We start from the raw sequence: 21040 nt of genomic DNA, 5'->3' as shown, positions 1-21040 counted from the left end.
TGGCCTCGGTGAGCAGCTCCACCGCCCCGGACGACCAGTCCACGTGCGACGCCGGCGTCTCGACGTGCAACGTCCTGGGCAGCAGGCCGTGCCGCATCGCGAGCACCATCTTGATCACACCGGCGACGCCCGCCGCCGCCTGCGTGTGGCCGAGGTTGGACTTGATCGACCCCAGCAGCAGCGGGTGGTCCCGCTCCTGACCGTACGTCGCCAGCAGGGCCTGCGCCTCGATCGGGTCGCCCAGCGCCGTACCGGTACCGTGCGCCTCGGCCGCGTCGACCTCGGCCGGGGACAGCCCCGCCACGGCGAGGGCCTGCCGGATCACCCGCTGCTGCGAGGGGCCGTTCGGCGCGGTCAGCCCGTTGGAGGCGCCGTCCTGGTTCACCGCGGAACCGCGGACGACGGCGAGGACCGGATGCCCCTCGCGCCGCGCGTCCGACAGGCGTTCCAGCACGAGCACTCCGACGCCTTCCGACCAGCCGGTGCCGTCGGCCGAGTCGGAGAACGCCTTGCACCGCCCGTCCGGGGCGAGGCCGCCCTGGACGCTGAACTCGACGAACGAGTCCGGGCTCGACATCACCGAGACGCCGCCCACCAGCGCCAGTGAGCACTCCCCGCCGCGCAGGGCCTGCGCGGCCCAGTGGAGGGCGACCAGGGAGGACGAGCACGCGGTGTCGACGGTGACGGCGGGTCCTTCCAGCCCCAGCGTGTAGGAGAGCCGTCCCGACATGACGCTCGCCGTGGTGCCGGTGGCCACGTGCCCCTGCACGTCGGCGTCGGAGCCCTTCAGCAGGCCGACGTAGTCCTGGCCGTTGGTGCCCACGAAGACCCCGCCGTCGCGGCCTCGCAGGTCGAGGGGGTCGATGCCCGCCCGCTCCAGCGCCTCCCAGGACGCCTCCAGGACCAGGCGCTGCTGCGGGTCCATCGCGAGCGCCTCACGGGGCGAGATGCCGAAGAACTCGGCGTCGAACTCGGTCGCGTCCCGCAGGAAGCCGCCGACGTTCGTGGACGACAGCCCCGCCGCGAGCGCCTCCAGGTCCCATCCCCGATCGTCGGGGAACGGGGAGAGGCCCTCTCTCCCGTCCATCAGCAGCCGCCACAGCTCCTCGGGGGAGCTCACCCCGCCGGGGAACCGGCAGCTCATGCCGACGATCACGATGGGATCGCCCTCGTCGGCGCGGGCGACCACGGCCGGCGTGCGGGCGGCCGTACCCTCCTGCGACATCGAGCCGAGCAGCTCGGCCAGCAGGAAGTCCGCCAGCGCGCTCGGGGCGGGATAGTCGAACACCAGCGTCGCCGGCAGGGTGAGCCCTGTCGTCGCCGCCAGCACGTTGCGCAGCTCGACGGTGGTGAGCGAGTCGAAGCCCAGCTCCCTGAAGGGGCGGTCCGGTGCGATGCCGTCGGCGTCGGCGTGGCCGAGCACGGCGGCCACGCAGCCGCGCAGCAGGTCCAGGACGGCCCGGCCCCGCTCGGCGGCGGGCAGCCCGGCCAGCCGCCGCCGGAACGCCGGCTCGGTCGTGGCGGCCCCGTCCCCTCCGGCGCCGATCGCCCCCGCGTCCGCCACCGCGGCGGCCGCGGCGACCTCGGGCAGGTCGCTCACCAGCGGGTTGTGCCGGATCGCGGCGAAGGCGCCGACGAATCGGGACCAGTCGACGTCGGCGACGGTCAGCGTCGTGTCGTCCTGCTCGATCGCCTGCCGCAGCGCGTGGATCGCCAGGTCGGGGGACATCATCTCCAAGCCGGCCCTGCGCATCCGGCTCTCCACGCCGGCGGCGTCCGCCGCCATGCCGGCCCCGGCCCACGGCCCCCAGGCGATCGACGTCGCCGCGAGACCTCGCGCCCGCCGATGCTCGGCCAGCGCGTCGAGCACGGCGTTCGCGGCCGCGTAGTTGGCCTGCCCCGGCGAGCCGAAGGTGGCGGAGGTGGAGGAGAACAGCACGAACGCCGGCAGGTCCAGGTGCTCGGTCAGCTCGTGCAGGTTGAGCGCGGCGGCCGTCTTCGACCTCAGCACCGACGAGAGGCGTTCGGGCGTCAGTCCGTCGAGCACCCCGTCGTCGACCACGCCCGCCGCGTGGAAGACCGCGCTCAGCGGCCGGTCCTCCGGGATGCCGGCCAGTACGGCGGCCAGCGCGTCGCGGTCGGCGACGTCGCAGGCCACGAGGTCGACCTCGGCGCCGAGGCCGGTCAGCTCGTCCCGCAGTTCGGCCGCGCCCGGGGCGTCCGGCCCGCGTCGGCCGACCAGCAGGACGTGCGCGGCACCCGCGCGGACCGCCCAGCGGGCGACGCGTGCCCCGAGGGCGCCGGTGCCTCCGGTGACGAGTACGGTGCCCGGGCCGATCGGGGCCGTGCCCGGCGGGGTGAGCTCCCGCGCGACGGGATTCTCGCCGATCGGGGCGTGTACCAGGCGGCGGCCGTAGACCCCCGGGGTGCGTACGGCGAGCTGGTCCTCGCCCTCGATGCCGGAGCCCCGGATGCCGGACAGCACGCCGGCCAGGCGGGAGATCGTGCCGGGGTCGAGACTTTCCGGCAGGTCGACCAGGCCGCCCCACAGATGCGGCTGCTCCAGCGCCACGGACCTGCCGAGACCCCACACGGCGGCCTGCAGCGGCCGGGACACCCGTTCCGAGCGTCCCACCGACACCGCGCCCCGGGTCACACACCACAGGGGTGCCTCGGCCCTGGCGTCGCCGAGGGCCTGCGCCAGGGTGACCGTGAGCGCCAGACCGGCGGGAACCCCGGGATGGCCGGCGAGGTCGCGCTCGTCCAGGGCGAGCAGGGACACGATCCCGACCGGCCGGGGTCCTGCGGAGCACAGCTCCCGTACCCGTACGGCCAGCGCCGCCCGGTCGTCTTCCCCGACCTCGATCCGGTCGGCCTCCGCGCCCAGCGCGCCCGCCAGCGAGGTCACCCACTCCTCGTCCGCGTACCCCCGGGGGATCACCACGAGCAACCGGGCTCCCGCGTCAGGGGAGGGCGAGGCGGGCGGTGACCAGGGCAGCGGCTTCCAGACGGACCGGTACCGCCAGCCGTCCACGGCCGAGTGCTCCCACCGGTGGCGGCGCCACGAGGACAGCGCGGGCAGCAGCGTCTCCAGCGTGCCGCCGTCGACCCCCAGCCCTTCCGCCAGCGTCGCCACGTCACCGCGTTCCACCGCGTCCCAGAAGTAGGTGTCCTCCGCGCCCGAGGACGCCGGTACGGCCGCGGCCCGCGCCTCCGGCCAGAACCGGCGGCGCTGGAAGGTGTAGGTCGGCAGGTCGACCGTCTCGGCGCCGGTACCGGCGAAGAACTCCCGCCAGTCCACGGTGACGCCCAGGGTGTGCAGGCGGGCCATCGCGGCCGTGAGGGGCTGCTCCTCGCCCCGGTCCCCGCGCGCCGTGGGGATCGTCCGGACGTCCGCGCGGTCGGCGAGGCAGTCGGCGGCGATCGCGGTGAGCACCGCGTCGGGGCCGAGTTCGAGGAAGGTGACGACGCCCTGCTCCGCGAGCCGGCGCACGCCGTCGCCGAAGCGGACCGGCCTGCGGACGTGCTCCACCCAGTAGTCGGGCGAGCAGAGCTGCTCCGCGGTCGCCGACTCGCCGGTCACGTTCGACATGACCGGGATCCGCGGAGGCGCGTACGACAGGCCGCGAGCGACCCGGCCGAAGTCGTCGAGCATCGCCTCCATCCGAGGGGAGTGGAAGGCGTGGGAGACCTGGAGCCGCCTGGTCCTGCGTCCTCCGGCGGCGAGCCGCGCCGCGATCTGCTGGACGGCGTCCTCCTCGCCGGCGACGACGAGCGAGGCCGGGCCGTTGACCGCCGCGATCGACACCTCGTGCTCGCGGCCGGCCAGCAGCGGGAGCACCTCCTCCTCGCGGGCCTCCAGGGCGATCATCGCCCCGCCCGTGGGCAGCGCCTGCATCAGGCGTGCGCGGGCCGCCACCAGGGTGCACGCGTCCGGCAGCGAGAGCACGCCGGCGGCGTGCGCCGCGGCGATCTCCCCGACCGAGTGGCCGGTGAGGTGGTCGGGCCGCACCCCCCACGATTCGAGCAGCCGGAACAGGGCCACCTCGAAGGCGAACAGCGCCGGCTGGGTGTAGCCGGTCTCGTGCAGCAGGGCGGCCTGTGCCGTACCGGCCGGGGCGAACAGCACCTCGCGCAGCGGGCGGTCCAGGTCCGCGTCCAGGTGGGAGAGCACCTCGTCGAGCGCGTCCGCGAACGCGGGGAAGCGACCGTACAGCTCGCGGCCCATCTCCGCGCGCTGGCCGCCCTGGCCGGTGAACATGAAGGCGAGGGAGCCGTGGACCGCGCCGCCGTGGATGACGGTCCCCGCGACGCCCCCCGCGACGACGGCGCCGTCCTGCGGCTCCTCCGCCAGCGCCCGCAACCCGTCGACGATCTCCTCGCGGTCCCGTCCGACGAGCGCCGCGCGCCGGTCGAGGTGGGAGCGCGAGGTCGCCAGGGAGAGGGCGACGTCGGCGGGGTGGAGGTCCGGCGACTCCTGGAGCAGCGACAGCAGCCGTCCCGCCTGGTGGCGCAGGGCCTGGTCGTTCTTGCCCGACACCAGCACGGGGACGACGACGGGCGCGGCCTGCCCGGCCCGCGCGGCGACCGGCGGCGCCTCCTCCAGCACCGCGTGGGCGTTGGTGCCGCTGAGTCCGAACGACGACACCGCGGCCCGGCGCGGACGCCCCGCCCGCACCCACTCCCTCGGCTCGGTGAGCAGCTCGATCGCGCCGCTCGACCAGTCCACGTGCGAGGACGGGGCGTCCACGTGCAGCGTCCTGGGCAGCAGGCCGTGCCGCATCGCCATGACCATCTTGATCACGCCCGCGACACCGGAGGCCATCTGGGTGTGCCCGATGTTGGACTTGACCGATCCCAGCAGGAGCGGGCGGTCCCGGTCCTGGCCGTAGGTCGCGAGCAGCGCCTGCGCCTCGATCGGGTCGCCCAGCGCCGTACCGGTCCCGTGGCCCTCCACCGCGTCGACGTCCGCCGCCGAGATCCCCGCGTTGGCCAGCGCCTGCCTGATCACCCGCTGCTGCGAGGGGCCGTTCGGCGCGGTCAGCCCGTTGGACGCGCCGTCCTGGTTGATCGCCGACCCTCGGACGACCGCGAGGATCGGGTGCCCGTTGCGCTCGGCGTCGGACAGCCGCTCCACCAGCAGCAGGCCGACCCCCTCGGCCAGGCTCATCCCGTCCGCCGAATCGGAGTACGCCTTGCACCGGCCGTCGGGGGCCATCGCCCGCTGCCTGCTGAACCCGATGAAGGCGTCGGGGGTGGACATCACGGTCACCCCACCGGCGAGCGCGAGCGAACTCTCACCGTCGCGCAGCGACTGGCAGGCCATGTGCAGCGCCACCAGCGACGACGAGCACGCGGTGTCCAGCGTGACGGCCGGGCCCTCAAGACCGAACAGGTACGACACCCGGCCGGACAGCACGCTGGAGATGGTGCCGGTGATCAGATGGCCTTCCAGGCCCTCTCTGCCGCCGGCCATCGCCAGGGCGTAGTCCTGGTAGCTGGCCCCGACGAAGGTGCCGGTCAGGCTGCCGCGCAGCGACGAGGGGGCGATCCCGGCCCGTTCGACGGCCTCCCAGGCCGTCTCCAGCAGCAGCCGCTGCTGCGGGTCCATCGCGAGTGCCTCGCGCGGCGAGATCCCGAAGAAGTCGGCGTCGAACTCCGCCGCGTCGTGCAGGAAGCCGCCCCAGGTGGAGTACGTCTTTCCCGGCCGGCCCGGATCGGGGTCGTAGAGCCCGTCCGCGTCCCAGCCGCGGTCGCCGGGGAACCCGGAGATCGCGTCGACCCCGTCGAGGACGACCTGCCACAGCCGCTCGGGGGAGCGAACCCCGCCCGGGTAGCGGCAGGCCATCCCGATGATCGCGATCGGCTCGTCCGAGGCGGCCCGCGCGGGACCTGCCACGGCGACGGGAACGGCCCGCACCCCGGCGATCTCGGCGCGCAGGTATCCCGCGAGCGCCTCCAGGTTCGGGTGGTCGAACACCAGCGTGCTGGGCAGCGCGAGGCCCGTCGCAGCGGCGAGCCGGTTGCGCAGGTCGACCGCGGTGACCGAGTCGAAGCCCATGTCGCGGAACGCCTGCCGCTCGGCGACGGCGTCGGCCGAGGAGTGGCCCAGTACGGTCGCCGCCTGGCCGCGCACCAGCTCCAGCAGCAGCCGGTCCCGCTCGGACGCGGGCAGCCCGCGCAGCCGGGTGACGAACTCCCCGTCGCCCGCGGCGACCGCCGGACGCTCCGCGGCCTCGGTCAGCCGCCGTACGGCGGGCACCTCGCCGAACAGCCGGCTCGGCCGGGCGGAGGTGTAGACGGGGAAGTACCGCTCCCAGTCCACGTCGGCGATCGCGAGCACGGTCTCCTCGCCGTCCAGCGCCTGCCTGAACCCCTCGAGCGCCAGGTCCGGCTCCATGAACACGAGCCCGCTGCGCAGGATCTGCTCGGGATCGACCCGGCCGAGTTCGCGGTCGTCCGACCAGATGCCCCAGGAGATCGACGTGGCCGGCAGCCCTCTGGCGCGCCGGTTCTCCGCCAGCGCGCCGAGGTAGGCGTTGCCCGCCACGTACGCCGCGTGCCGCCCGCTGCCCCACATCCCCGCCGTCGAGGAGAACAGGACGAACGCCTCGACCTCGTCGGCGTCCAGCAACTCGTCCAGGTGCCGGGCGCCGAGGACCTTGGCCCGCACCACCTCGGCGAACGCCTCGACGGTGGTGTCGTTCAGCGTGTGCAGCTCGATGGAGGCGGCGGCGTGCACCACCGTACGGACGACGTGGCCCTCCGCCCGCAGCCCCGCGAGCAGGTCGGCGACGGAGTCACGGTCGGACACGTCGCACGCCGTCATCGTCGCGGTCGTGCCGAGTGCGGCCAGCTCCGCCAGCAGTTCGGCCGCGCCGGGGGCGTCCATGCCGCGCCGGCTGGTCAGCACCAGGTGCTCGGCCCCCTCGGCCGCGAGCCTGCGGGCCAGGTGGGGGGCGAGCGTTCCCGTGCCGCCGGTCACCAGGGTGGTCCCGCGTGGCGTCCACCCGCGCGCCGGTTTCCGGTCGGCCGCCGGTGCCGGCACCACCCGTCTGGCGAACACGCCCGAGGTCCTGATCGCGAGCTGGTCCTCGCCGCCACCGCCCGCGAGGACGCTCGCCAGGCGCCGCGCCGCGCGCTGGTCGAGCGTCCCCGGCAGGTCGACCATCCCGCCCCAGCGTCGCGGGTGCTCCAGCGCGGCCGTCCAGCCCACGCCGTGGACCTGCGCCTGGAGGGGGTTGGTCACCCGGTCCGACCGGCCGGTGGAGACCGCGCCCGTGGTGAGGCACCACAGGGGCGCGTCGATCTCCGCGTCGCCCAGGGCCTGCACGAGCGCGACGGTGAGTGCCAGGCCGACGGCCAGCTCCGGGTAGCGGTCGGCGGGCCGCTCGGCGAGGGCGAGCAGGGACACGACGCCGGAGATGTGTTCTCCCTCGCCTGGCGAGGCGTCCGGCCCCCCGGCCGGTACGCCCGGTCCCCCGGCATCGCCGGGCGTCCCGGACGGCGGGCCGGTCAGCACGCGTGCCAGCAGGGCGCGGTCGGTGCACGACTCGTCGAGCGCGACCCTGCGGACCCGCGCGCCGTGCGCGGTGAGCGCGTCGGCGACGTCGTCACCCTCAACGCCCTCCGGGGTGACGAGCAGCCACGTGCCCGACAGGGAGGCGGAGGCGAGGTCGGTCACCGGCCGCCAGGCGACGCGGTAGCGCCAGGAGTCCACGGTGGACCGGGCCCGCTGCCGGCGACGCCAGGACGACAGCGCGGGTACCACCTCGGCGAGTGCCCCGGCGCCCACGTCCAGTCCGGAAGCGAGCGAGTCGAGGTCCTCCCGCTCCACCGCCGCCCAGAACCGCTCGTCCGCCGGGTCCGCCGCACCGGCCGCCGGCGCCTCGGCGCGCTGTATCCAGAACCGTTCCCGCTGGAACGCGTACGTCGGCAGTTCCACCCGGCGGGCGCCCGTGCCGTCGAAGACCGTTCGCCAGTCGACCGGCACGCCGCGTACGAACACCTCCGCCAGGGAGGTGAGGAAGCGTTCCGTGCCGCCCTGGTCGCGGCGCAAAGTCCCGGCGACCACCGCCGAGGTCCCGCCCGCCTCCTCGGCCGTCTCCTGGATCGCGCCCGTCAGCACCGGGTGCGGGCTGACCTCGATGAACGCCCGGTGTCCCTCGGCCAGCAGGGACCGCACCGCGGGTTCGAACCGGACGGCTCGGCGCAGGTTGCGGTACCAGTAGCCGGCGTCCAGCTCCGTGCCGTCCAGCCACTCCCCGGTCACCGTGGACAGGAAGGGAACCTCGGCCCGCTCCGGCCGGATCTCCGACAGGGCTCGCGGCAGCTCCTCCTGGAGCCGCTCGACATGGGCCGAGTGCGAGGCGTAGTCCACCGCGACCCGCCTGGCGCGCACCCCCTCCTCGGTCAACCGCTCCGACAGCTCGTCGAGCGCGCCGGGATCGCCGCACACCACGACCGAACGCGGCCCGTTGACCGCCGCGACCGAGATCCGCTCGGCCCAGGGACGCAGCCTCTCCTCGACGTCGGGCAGCGGAAGCGAGACCGACATCATCCCTCCGGCGCCGGCCAGCCGCCGCGCGATGGCCTGGCTGCGCACCGCCACCACCCTCGCGGCGTCGTCCAGGGAGAGCGCGCCCGCCACGCAGGCGGCGGCGATCTCCCCCTGGGAGTGCCCGATCACCGCGTCGGGCTCCACCCCGTGAGCGCGCCACATCGCCGCGAGCGAGACCATCACCGCGAACGACACCGGCTGCACGACGTCCACCCGGTCCAGCGACGGCGCCCCCTCCGTCTGGCGCAGCACGTCGATCAGCGACCAGTCGACGTACCGGCTCAGGGCGAGGGCGCACTCGGCGACGCGTTCGGCGAACACCGGGGACTGCTCAAGCAGCCGGGCGCCCATACCGGCCCACTGCGCGCCCTGGCCGGGGAAGACGAAGACCGTCCTGCCCTCGGCGTCCGCCACGCCCTGGATCACACCCGGCGCGGGCTCGCCCGCGGCCACCGCGCTCATCGCGGCGGAGAGCGACTCGCGGTCACCGCCCACCGCGACCGCGCGGTGCTCGAACGCCGACCTCGACGTCACCAGCGAGAAGCCCACCGCGGCCGGATCGAGCTCACCGCCGCCGGCCCCCTGATCGACACCGTGGTCGGCGACGTGGTCGGCGAGCCGTCGCGCCTGCGCGCGCAGCGCCTCCGCCGTCCTGCCCGACACCACCCACGGCACCGCGCCGAGAGTGGGAACGGGAACGGATTCCGCGGCCGCGGAATCCGCACGGTCGTCGGGACCGGCGAGCGCGACCTCGCCGACCGGCTCCTCCGCGTCCGGCGCCTGTTCGAGGATCGTGTGGGCGTTCGTGCCGCTGATCCCGAAGGAGGACACGGCGGCCCGGCGCGGCCTTCCGGTCTCCGGCCAGGGGGTGGCCTCGGTCAGCGGCTCGACCGCGCCCGCCGTCCAGTCCACGTGGGACGACGGCGTGCCCACGTGCAACGTCCTGGGCAGCGTCCCGTGCCGCATCGCCATGACCATCTTGATCACGCTGGCCACGCCCGCCGCGGACTGGGTGTGGCCGATGTTCGACTTGACCGACCCGAGCAGCAGCGGCCGCTCCCTGTCCTGCCCGTACGTGGCGAGGAGTGCCTGGGCCTCGATGGGGTCGCCCAGGCCGGTCCCCGTGCCGTGCGCGTCGATCGCGTCGACCTCGGCCGCCGACAGCCGCGCGCCCGCGAGCGCCCTGCGGATCACCCGCTGCTGTGAGGGACCGTTCGGCGCGGTCAGTCCGTTGGACGCGCCGTCCTGGTTGATCGCGGAACCGCGCACCACCGCGAGGACCGGGTGGCCGTTGCGCCGCGCGTCCGACAGCCGCTCCACCAGAAGCAGGCCGACCCCCTCGGCCAGGCTCATCCCGTCGGCCGCGTCGGAGAACGCCTTGCACCGGCCGTCGGCGGCGAGCGCCCGCTGGCGGCTGAACGCCACGAAGGCCGCCGGGGTGGTCATCACCGTCACGCCGCCCGCCAGGGCGAGCGAGCTCTCGCCCTCGCGCAGCGACTGGCAGGCCAGATGCAGCGCCACCAGCGACGACGAGCACGCCGTGTCGACCGTGACCGCGGGACCTTCCAGGCCCAGTACGTACGACAGCCGACCCGACAGCACGCTCGGGATGGTGCCGGTGACCTGGTGCCCCTCGGCGTCGGCGGAGTCCGAGCCGTACTCCTGGTAGCTGGAGCCGATGAACGTGCCGGTGGAGTGGCCGCGCAGCGTGACGGGATCGATGCCGGCCCGCTCGATGGCCTCCCACGCGGTCTCCAGCAGCAGCCGCTGCTGCGGGTCCATGGTCAGCGCCTCGCGCGGTGAGATACCGAAGAACCCGGGGTCGAAGTCGCCGGCGTCGTGCAGGAACCCCCCTTCGACCGAGTAGGTCGTGCCGGAGTGATCGGGGTCGGGGTCGTAGAGCCCTTCCGCGTCCCAGCCCCGGCCCGCGGGGAACCCGGAGATCGCGTCGCCCCCCTCGGTCACCAGTTCCCACAGCTGTTCCGGAGAGGCGACGCCGCCGGGGAAGCGGCAGGCCATCCCGATGATCGCGATCGGCTCGTCGGCACGGACGGCGATGGAGCCTCCGGCTGTGTTCTCGCCGTTCTCGCCGTTCTCGCCGTCCTCCGCGCCCGCGACCCGCGACCGCAGGAACTCCACCAGCGCGGCCGGATTCGGGTGATCGAACACCAGCGTGCTCGGCAACGCCAGACCGGTCACCGCGACGAGCCGCTTTCTCAGCTCCACCGCGGTGAGCGAGTCGAAGCCCAGCTCTCGGAAGGCGCGCCGCTCGGAGACCGTCTCGGCCGAGGCGTGTCCCAGCACGGCCGCCACCTCGGCGCGTACCAGGTTCAGCAGCTCACGCCGACGCTCCTTGTCGGTCAGGCCACGTAGCCGCGCGACGAATTCCGGGTCGCCGGAGACCCCCGGCCCGTCCTCGCTCTCGCGCTGCGTCCTCACCTCCGCGAGCTCGCCGAACAGATTGCTGGGCCGGGTCGAGGTGAAGATCGGATAGAACCGGTCCCAGTCGACGTCGGCGACCGTCACCACCGCGTCCCTGCCGCCGACCGCCCGGTTCAGCTCGCCGACCGCGATGTCGGGGGGCAGCAGGGCCAGACCGCGCCTGCGCAGGTAACCGGCCATGCCCCCCTCCGCGGCCATCCCCTCGGCGCCCCCAGCGCCCCCGGCGTTCCCCTGCCCTGCCGTGTCGTCCGCCGCAACCGTGTTTCCCGTCGCGGCAGCGTCCCCTGCGCTGTCTCCTGCGGTGTCCCTCGCGAGGTCCCCCGCGACGGCCATGCCCGCTTCCGCCCACGCGCCCCAGGCCACCGACGTCGCGGCGAGACCTCGCGCGTGCCGGTGCTCGGCCAGCGCGTCGAGGTAGGCGTTGGCCGCCGCGTAGGCGCCCTGCCCCGCGCTGCCCCACACCCCGGCGATCGAGGAGAACAGCACGAAGAAGTCGAGCTCGCGATCCCCGAGCAGGTCGTCCAGGTTGGCGGCACCGGCCACCTTCGCCGTCGTCACCTCGGCGAGGGTCGCGGCGTCCGCCCGCTCAAGGGGTGCGACGGCCTGCCCCACCCCGGCCGCGTGGACGACCCCGGTGAGCGGGTACTCGGCCGGGATCGTGGCGAGCAGGGCGGCGAGCGCGTCGCGGTCGGCCACGTCACAGGCGGCGACGCTCACCTCGGCACCCAGCGCCAGCAGCTCGTCGCGCAGCTCCGGCGCCCCGGGGGCGTCCATGCCGCGCCGGCCGGTCAGCACGAGACGCGTGGCGCCGCCGCGTACCAGCCACCGCGCGGTGGCCGCGCCGAGGGCGCCGGTCCCACCGGTGATCAGCACCGTGCCACCGGAGCCCAACCCGGCGGGTCCGGAACCCGACACCCCACCGCCGGAACCCGACACGACAGCACCGGAACCCGACGCCGTATCACCGGAACCCGGCACGAGCGCACCGGAACCCGACGCCGCACCGCCGGAACCCCGCACGGCGGCACCGGTCGAACCGGCCTGGCCGAACGCGGCGGGGTGACGCCGCAACCGCCGCCCGAACACGCCCGACGCCCGCACCGCCACCTGGTCCTCGCCGTCCAGGCCCGCCAGCACGCTCGCCAGCCCCTGGGCGCAACGCCCCTCGACGACCTCGGGCAGGTCGACCAGACCGCCCCAGCGCTCCGGATGCTCCAGGGCCGCGACCCGGCCCATGCCCCACACCTGCGCCTGCACAGGACGGGTCACCCGATCGCCGGGAGCCGCGGACACGGCGCCACGGGTGACACACCACAGCGACGCGCCGATCTCCGCGTCGCCGAGCGCCCTCAGGAGCACGACCGTGAGCGCGAGACCGCTCGGCACCGCCCCGCCGTCCGCGACGGGCGCCTCCGAGGACGCGAGCATCGACACCACACCGGAGATCTCGTTCGGCTCCCCGAGCCGGGCCGCGAGCGACGCGGGATCGGTGTCCGTCCCCTCCAGCACGAGCCGTTCCACCCGTGCCCCGTGACCCTCCAGCGCGGCCACCACGTCGCCGTCCTGAATCCCGTCGGCGGTCACGACCAGCCAGGTGCCCGCCAGCACGGCGAGAGGGGGCGTACGGCGGGGCTTCCACTCCACCCGGTAGCGCCAGGAGTCGAGCGTCGCCACCTCGCTCCGGCTCCGCCGCCACGACGACAGGGCCGGGAGCAGGGCGTCCAGCGAGGCGGCGTGCTCGTCGCGCAGGCCGAGGATCGCGGCCACGTCCCCGGCGTCACCGCGCCCGACCGCGTCCCAGAGCCGCGCGTCGGCCGGATCGGCGACCGCCTCGTTCGCGACGGGCGGCGGCTCCGGCCAGAACGACTCGTGCTGGAACGCGTACGTCGGCAGGTCCACCCGGCGGGCCCCGCGCAGCAGGGCCGGCCAGTCGACACGCACGCCGTTCACGTGCAGCTCGGCCAGCGCGGTCATGAGGGCGGCGCCCTCGCCGCGGTCGCCGCGCAACACGGGCAGCAGCAGCGCTTCGGCCTCCTCGGGGAGGGCGTCCTGGGCCATCGCGGTCAGCACGCCGTCCGGCCCGATCTCCAGGAACGCGGTCACGCCCGTCCCGTGCAGTTCCCGCACACCGTCGCGGAACCGGACGGTCTCCCGCACGTGCCGCACCCAGTAGCCGGGGGAGCACACCTCGTCCGTGACGAACCCGCCGGTCACGTTGGAGATCATCGGGATCCGAGGAGGTGCGTACGACACCGTCTCGGCGACCGCCCTGAACTCCTCGAGCATCGGCTCCATCAACGGAGAGTGGAACGCGTGCGACACCCGCAGCCGCTTGGTCCTGCGCTCCTGGGCGGCCAACCCGGCGGCGACCTCCAGCACCGCGGCCTCGACCCCGGAGATCACCACCGACGCGGGGCCGTTCACCGCCGCGACGGACACCTCGTCCTCGCGCCCGGCCAGCGCCTGACGGATCTCCTCCTCACTCGCCTGGATCGCCACCATCGCGCCACCTGCGGGGAGCGCCTGCATCAACCGGCCCCGCGCGGCGACCAGCGCGCAGGCGTCCTCCAGTGTCAGAACCCCGGCGACGTGCGCCGCGGCGAGTTCCCCGATCGAGTGCCCCGCCAGCGCGGCCGGGCGTACGCCCCACGACTCCACCAGCCGGTACAGCGCGACCTCAAGGGCGAAAAGCGCCGGTTGCGTGTACGCCGTGCGGTCGAGCAGTTCGGCGTCGAAGAAGAGCGCCTCCCGCAGCGGCCGGTCCAGGTGCGGACTCATCCGGGGAGCCAGCGCCGCGAGCACGCCTTCGAGCGCCTCGGCGAACACCGGGAACCGCTCGTAGGTCTCCAGGCCCATGCCCACTCGCTGGGCGCCCTGGCCGGTGAACAGGAACGCCGGCCTCAGATCGTCCTTGGCCTGGCCTCGTACGACTCCCGGCGCGGTCAGGCCGCCGGCCAGCGCACGCAACCCGGCCAGCGCTCCGGCGTGGTCCTCGGCCCGCACGGCGGCCCGGTGCTCGAAGAGGGAACGAGTGGTCACCAGCGAGAACGCGATATCGGCGAGGGACGCCTCGGGACGGCCTTCCAGGTGGGACAGCAGCCGCGCGGCCTGCGCCCGCACCGCCCCCTCCGTCCTGCCGGAGACCGGCAGCGGCAGCGGCAGCGGCAGCGGCAGGCCCGTCGTCGGCGACCCGTCGGCCGACGGGGTCACCTCGGCGCCGTCCTGTTCGATGCCCTGCTCGATGATGAGGTGGGCGTTGGTGCCGCTGAAGCCGAACGACGACACGGCGGCCCGGCGCGGGTGACCCGTCTCGGGCCACTCCCGCGCCTCGGCCAGCAGCTCCACCGCACCCGCGGCCCAGTCCACGTGCGAGGACGGCGCGTCGACGTGCAGGGTCCTGGGCGCGACGCCGTGCCGCATCCCCATGATCATCTTGATCACGCCCGCGACACCGGCGGCCGCCTGCGTGTGGCCGATGTTCGACTTGATCGAACCCAGCAGCAGCGGCCGGTCCTGCGGCCGGTCCTGGCCGTAGGTGGCGAGCAGCGCCTGCGCCTCGATCGGGTCGCCCAGGGTGGTGCCGGTCCCGTGCCCCTCCACCACGTCCACCTCGGACGCCGACAGTCGAGCTCCGGCCAGGGCCTGACGGATCACCCGCCGCTGCGAGGGGCCGTTCGGCGCGGTCAGACCGTTGGACGCGCCGTCCTGGTTCACCGCCGAGCCCCGTACCACCGCCAGCACGTCGTGGCCGTTGCGCCGGGCGTCCGACAGGCGCTCAAGCACCAGCACCCCGACGCCCTCGGCCCAGCTCACGCCGTCCGCGCCGTCCGCGAACGACTTGCATCGCCCGTCGGCGGACAGCCCTCGCTGCCGGGAGAACTCCACGAAGGCCCCGGGCGTGGCCATCACGGTCACACCGCCGGCCAGGGCGAGCTCGCACTCCCCCGAGAGCAGTGCCTGTGCGGCCAGATGCACCGCGACCAGCGAGGACGAGCAGGCGGTGTCGACCGTCACCGCCGGACCCTCCAGGCCCAGCGTGTAGGACACCCGGCCGGAGACGACGCTCGCGGCGGTCCCGGTACCCCGATAGCCCTCGAACTCGCCCGCGCCCAGGATCCCGCTGTAGTCGGTGTACATCACCCCGGCGAACACGCCCGTCCGGCTGCCCCGGAGCGTGGCCGGGTCGATTCCCGCCCGTTCGACGGCCTCCCAGGAGGTCTCCAGCAACAGGCGCTGCTGCGCGTCCGTCGCGAGCGCCTCCCGCGGGCTCATCCCGAAGAAGTCCGCGTCGAACTCCGCCGCGTCGTGCAGGAAGCCGCCCTTTCTGGTGTACGAGCTGCCCGCGTGGTCGGCGTCCGGGTGGTAGAGCGCCTCCAGGTCCCAGCCGCGGTTGACCGGGAATCCCGTGATCGCGTCTTGGCCCTCCGCCACCAACCGCCACAGGTCCTCCGGCGAGGTGACGCCACCCGGATAGCGGCAGCCCATCCCGACGATCACGACCGGGTCGTCGGCGACCGGCGTGATCGTGGCCGGGACGGCGACGTCCCGCTCGCCCAGCGCCTCCTCCAGCAGGAACTCGGCCAGCACGGCGGGCGTGGGATGGTCGAAGACCAGCGTGGCCGGCAGGCGCAGCCCGGTCACCGTGTTCAGCCGATTGCGCAGCTCCACCGCGGTCAGGCTGTCGAAGCCCAACTCCCGAAACTCCCGCCGGACGTCCACCGCCTTCGGCGAGGTGTGCCCCAGCACCAGTGCCACCTCGGTACGCACCAGGTCCACCAGGAGCCGGACACGCTCGGCGGGCTCCACCCCGATCAGTCGTCCCACCAGCGCGCCGTCACCGGCCACGGCCGACGCCATCCCGGACACCGCCGACCTGCGGACCCCCCGCACCAGTCCGCGCAGCAGGTGCGGCACCTCACCACTCGCCCGCACCGCCGCCAGATCCAACCGCACCGGCACCACAGCCGGCCCACCGGAACCGATCGCCGCCTCGAACAACACCACACCCTGCTCCGGCGTGATCGCCGACATCCCCGCACGCGTCAACCGACGCGCCTGAACCTCGTCCAACCCACCCGTCATCCCCGCGCCCTGCTCCCACGGACCCCACCCCAACGACACCCCCGCCAGCCCCAGCCCGCGCCGATACTCCGCCAACGCGTCCAAGAAAGCGTTCGCCGCCGCGTAGTTACCCTGCCCCGCCCCACCGAACGTCCCCGCCACCGACGAGAACACCACGAACTCCGCCAGATCCTCGTCTTGGGTCAGCTCGTGCAGATGCCACGCCGCATCCACCTTCGGCCGCAACACCACATCCAGATCCTCGGCCGACAACGACGGGATCGTCCCATCGGCCAGCACACCCGCCGTGTGGATCACCGCCGTCAACGGGTGTTCCTCCGGCACCCCGGCCAGCAGCGCCGCCACCTGATCCCGATCGGCCACATCACACGCCGCGACCGTGACCTCGACCCCGTGCGCGATCAACTCCGCCCGCAACTCCACCGCACCCGGAGCATCCAACCCCCGCCGACTCACCAGCAGCAGACGCCGCACCCCACGCTCGGCCACCACATGCCGCGCGAACAAACCCCCCAGACCACCCGTACCACCAGTGATCAACACCGTCCCCTCCGGATCCCAGACCCGGCCCTCACCCAGATCAGAACCACCGACCAGAACAGAACCACCCCCCTCACCAAGACCCGAGCCATCCGCGAGACCACCCCCACCCCCGAAACCAGAAGCGGAGCCGGACGTCACCCGCGCCAGACGCGGCACCCGCACCTCACCCCCACGCACCGCCACCTGCGGCTCACCCGAGGCCAACACCCCCGCCAACACCGACGACGACAACTCCTCATCGATATCCACCAGCACAAACCGGCCAGGATTCTCCACCTGCGCAGAACGCACCAACCCCCACACCGCCGCAGCCCCCAAATCCGCCACCACCTCACCCTCCCCAACCGCCACCGCACCCCGCGACACCACCACCAACCGCGAACCCCCACACCGCTCATCGGCCAACCACCCCTGCACCAACCCCAGAACACCAACCGCCAAAGCACGCACCGCCCCCACCATCGCGCCCGCCTGATCCGAGACCGCCTCGGTCACCACCGCGTCCGGCACCGGCCCCGCCACCAGCGAGGACAGATCCTCATGAGCCGGAATCGCCTGCCCGGCCACCCGCCATGCCTCGGCGAAACCCAGCACGTCCGGGCCGAGCACCGCCACCGGTGACACCTCACCCGAAGAGGGCTCCGCCACCGGCGTCCACTCCACCCCGAACAGCGCCTCCCGCTCGACTCCCCCGCTCTGGAAGGCCGAGCCAAGCCGGTCGGACGGGATCGGGCGCAGCACCAGTGAGCGCACCGACAGCACCGGCTCCCCGACCGCGTCCACCGCGCTCAACGACACCTCGTCCTCACCCGTCCACGCCAACCGCACCCGCAGCACCGACGCCCCACCCGCGTGCAGACACACCCCACCCCACGAGAACGGCAACCGCACACCCTCCGGATCTCCCGCCCCCGCGAAAGCCACCGCGTGCAACGCCGCGTCCAGCAACGCCGGATGCACCCCGTAGCCACCCGCATCGGCGACCCGATCAGGCAACACCACCTCGGCGAACAGCGCACCGTCCACCCCCCGCCACGCCGCCCGCACCCCCTGGAACACCGGCCCGTAATTCAACCCGCTGCCGGCCAGCCGCTCGTACAACCCACCCAACTCGACCACCGACGCACCCCTCGGCGGCCACACCCCACCCTCGAAAGCCTCGAACTCCTCCCCGGCCCGGCCACCGGCCGCCGCACCGTTACTTCCCGCGCCGATCCCCCCACCGGCCAGCACACCACTCGCGTGCCGTACCCAGGCGTCGTGTTCACCGGCCCCCGCAGGCCGAGCATGAACACTCACCTCACGCCGACCCACCCCATCCGCAGCCCCCACCCGCACCTGCACCGCCACCGCATCGTCCTCACCCAGCACCAACGGCGCGGTCAAGGTCAACTCCTCGACCAGGTCACACCCGACCTCATCCCCCGCCCGCACCACCAACTCCAAAAACCCCGTACCCGGAAAAATCACCATCCCGCCCACCACATGATCCGCCAACCACGGATGCGACCCCAACGAGACACGACCCGTCAACAACGCCTCATCACTGTCGGCCAACCCCATGACCGCACCCAGCAGCGGATGCCGGGCAGCCGTCAGGCCGAGCCCTCGGGCATCCCCGGTCGAGGTCGGGTTCGGCCAGTACCGCTCGCGCTGGAAGGCGTACGTCGGCACCTCCACCCGGCGGGCGCCGGGGAAAACCGCCTGCCAGTCCACCGGCACCCCACGCACGTGCAGGGCCGTCAGCGCCGACATGACCGCCGTTCGCTCGTCGCGCCCCCCGCGCAGTACCGGCACCAGCACCGCGTCCGTCTCCCCTTCGGGGTGCGTGGCGCGCAGGGGCGAATCCGGCGTCGAGTCGGTGTCACGCGGGTCCGGACTCGCTGCGAGGGTGTCGGAGGCCATCGCGGTGAGCACCCCGTCGGGGCCCAGCTCCAGATACGCCCGCACACCCTGGCCGTGCAGGGTGCGCACGCCGTCGGCGAAGCGAACCGCGCCACGCACCTGCTCCACCCAGTACTCCGGCGAGCACAACCGCTCCGCCGTCGCCGACTCCCCCGTCAACGTCGACACGATCGGGATCTCCGGCGGGCTGAAGGAGAGCGACCCGGCCACCGCCCGGAACTCCTCCAGCATCGGATCCATCAACGGCGAATGGAACGCGTGCGACACCCGCAACCGCTTCGTCCGCACCCCCCGCTCCTCCAGAGCGGCGGCCACCTCAAGCACCGCCTCCTCAACCCCGGAGACCACCACCGAGGACGGACCGTTCACCGCCGCGACCGACACCTCACCCTCACGCCCGGCCAGCAGCTCGGCCACCTCCCCCTCGGAGGCCCGCACCGACACCATCGCCCCACCCGCAGGCAACGCCTGCATCAACCGCGCCCGACCCGCCACCAACGCACACGCATCGGCCAGCGACAACACCCCCGCCACATGAGCCGCCGTGATCTCCCCGACCGAGTGCCCGGCCAGCACGTTCGGCCGCACCCCCCACGAGGACACCAGCCGGAACAGCGCCGTCTCCACCGCGAACAGCGCGGGCTGCGCCCACCCGGTCCGATCCAGCACCTCCGCCTCAGCCGACCCCGGCTCGGCGAACACCACCTCACGCAACGACCCGTCCAGCAGCGGATCCAGCTCCGCGACCACCTCGTCCAACGCCGCCGCGAACACCGGGAACCGGTCGTACAGCTCCCGACCCATCCCGGCCCGCTGACTGCCCTGACCGGTGAACAACACCGCCAGCTTGGCCTGCCTGCCATGGCCCTTGATCACACCGGCGGCGCCGCCGTCCGCGAGCGACGTCAGCCCCGCTCGCAGTTCGGCGTGATCGGCGGCGAGGACCCCCGCTCGATGCTCGAACGCCGACCGCGTCGTGGCCAGCGAGAACGCCAGGTCGTCCAGCGACGTCTCGGGCGCACCGTCCACATGGGCGAGCAGGCGCGCGGCCTGGGCCCGCAGCGCCTCGTCGGTCCGGCCCGACAGCAGCACGGGCACCGCACCCGCGGGTGTCCTGTCGGCCGCGGGCGCGTCCGTTTCAGACTCCGGCGCCTCCTCCAGCACCACGTGGGCGTTGGTGCCGCTCACCCCGAAGGAGGACACCCCCGCCCGGTGCGGCTGCCCGGTCTCGGGCCAGGACCGCTGCTCGGTCAGCAGTTCCAGCGTGCCCGCGGACCAGTCCACCCGCGACGAGGGGGCGTCGACGTGCAGTGTCTTCGGCAGCACCCCGTGCCGCATCGCGAGCACCATCTTGATCACACCGGCCACACCGGCGGCGGCCTGCGTGTGACCGATGTTCGACTTCACCGACCCCAGCAGCAGGGGTCGTTCCCTGTCCTCGCCGAACGTGGAGATCAACGCCTCGGTCTCGATCGGGTCGCCCAGCGTCGTACCGGTCCCGTGTCCCTCCACCACGTCGATGTCCGCCGCCGACAGCCGCGCGTTCGCCAGGGCATCACGGATCACCCGCTGCTGTGAGGGGCCGTTCGGCGCGGTCAGGCCGTTGGAGGCGCCGTCCTGGTTCACCGCGGAACCACGGATGACCGCGAGCACCTCGTGCCCGTTGCGCCGGGCGTCCGACAGCAGTTCCAGCACCAGCACGCCCACGCCCTCGGACCAGCCCGTGCCGTCGGCGCTGTCGGCGTACGCCCTGCAGCGCCCGCTGGGCGACAGGCCGCCCTGGCGGTTGAACTCGATGAAGGTGCTGGGCGTCGACATGACCGTCACACCGCCCGCGAGCGCGAGGGTGCACTCGCCCGTCCGCAGCGAGTGCGCGGCCCAGTGCAGCGCGACCAGCGAGGACGAGCAGGCCGTGTCCACCGTCACCGCCGGGCCGACCAGACCGAGCGTGTACGACAACCTGCCGGACATCACGCTGTTCGCCGTACCGGTGAGCCCGAAGGCGTCGATGTCGTGCGGCAGGGTGTCGCGGTAGTCGGGGGACATCGCGCCGATGAAGGCGCCCGTCTGGCTGCCCCGCAGCGCGATCGGGTCGATGCCCGCTCTCTCGACGGCCTCCCAGGTGGCTTCGAGCAGCAGCCTCTGCTGCGGATCCATGCCCAGCGCCTCCCGGGGGGAGATGCCGAAGAAGCCGGCGTCGAACTCCGCCGCGTCGCGCAGGAAACCACCGGACAGCGACGGCGGTACGGCGTCGCCGTACTCGTCGCGGAGCCGGTCGAGGTCCCAGCCGCGGTCGGCGGGCGGCTCGGATATCGGGTCGCCGCCCTCGGAGAGCAGCCGCCACAGGTCCTCGGGCGAGGCCACACCGCCCGGGTAGCGGCAGGTCATCCCGATGATCGCGATCGGCTGCTGATTCTGTTCCTCAAGATCGTGGACGCGTTGACGGGTGCGCCGGAGATCGGTGGTCGCCCGCTTGAGGTATTCCCGGAGTTTCGCTTCGTTGTCCAC

1 protein-coding gene (running past one end of the window) is annotated in these 21040 nt (G+C 73.8%); it reads right to left on the bottom strand.

Annotation, left to right across the window (positions count from 1 at the left end; genetic code table 11):
• On the bottom strand, positions 1-21040 hold the 5' portion of the coding sequence (locus AB0B90_RS29955) for a type I polyketide synthase (protein ID WP_362925882.1). 8741 nt of this gene lie to the left of the window's left edge; only the first 21040 of its 29781 coding nucleotides appear in the window; its start codon is at positions 21038-21040; its stop codon lies off the left edge, out of view.

It is taken from the genome of Streptosporangium sp. NPDC049078 (genome assembly GCF_040648855.1).
Classification (GTDB): Bacteria; Actinomycetota; Actinomycetes; order Streptosporangiales; family Streptosporangiaceae; genus Streptosporangium.
The sequence above is the reverse complement of the archived record's forward strand: the minus strand, read 5'-3'. Positions and strand labels throughout refer to the sequence as shown.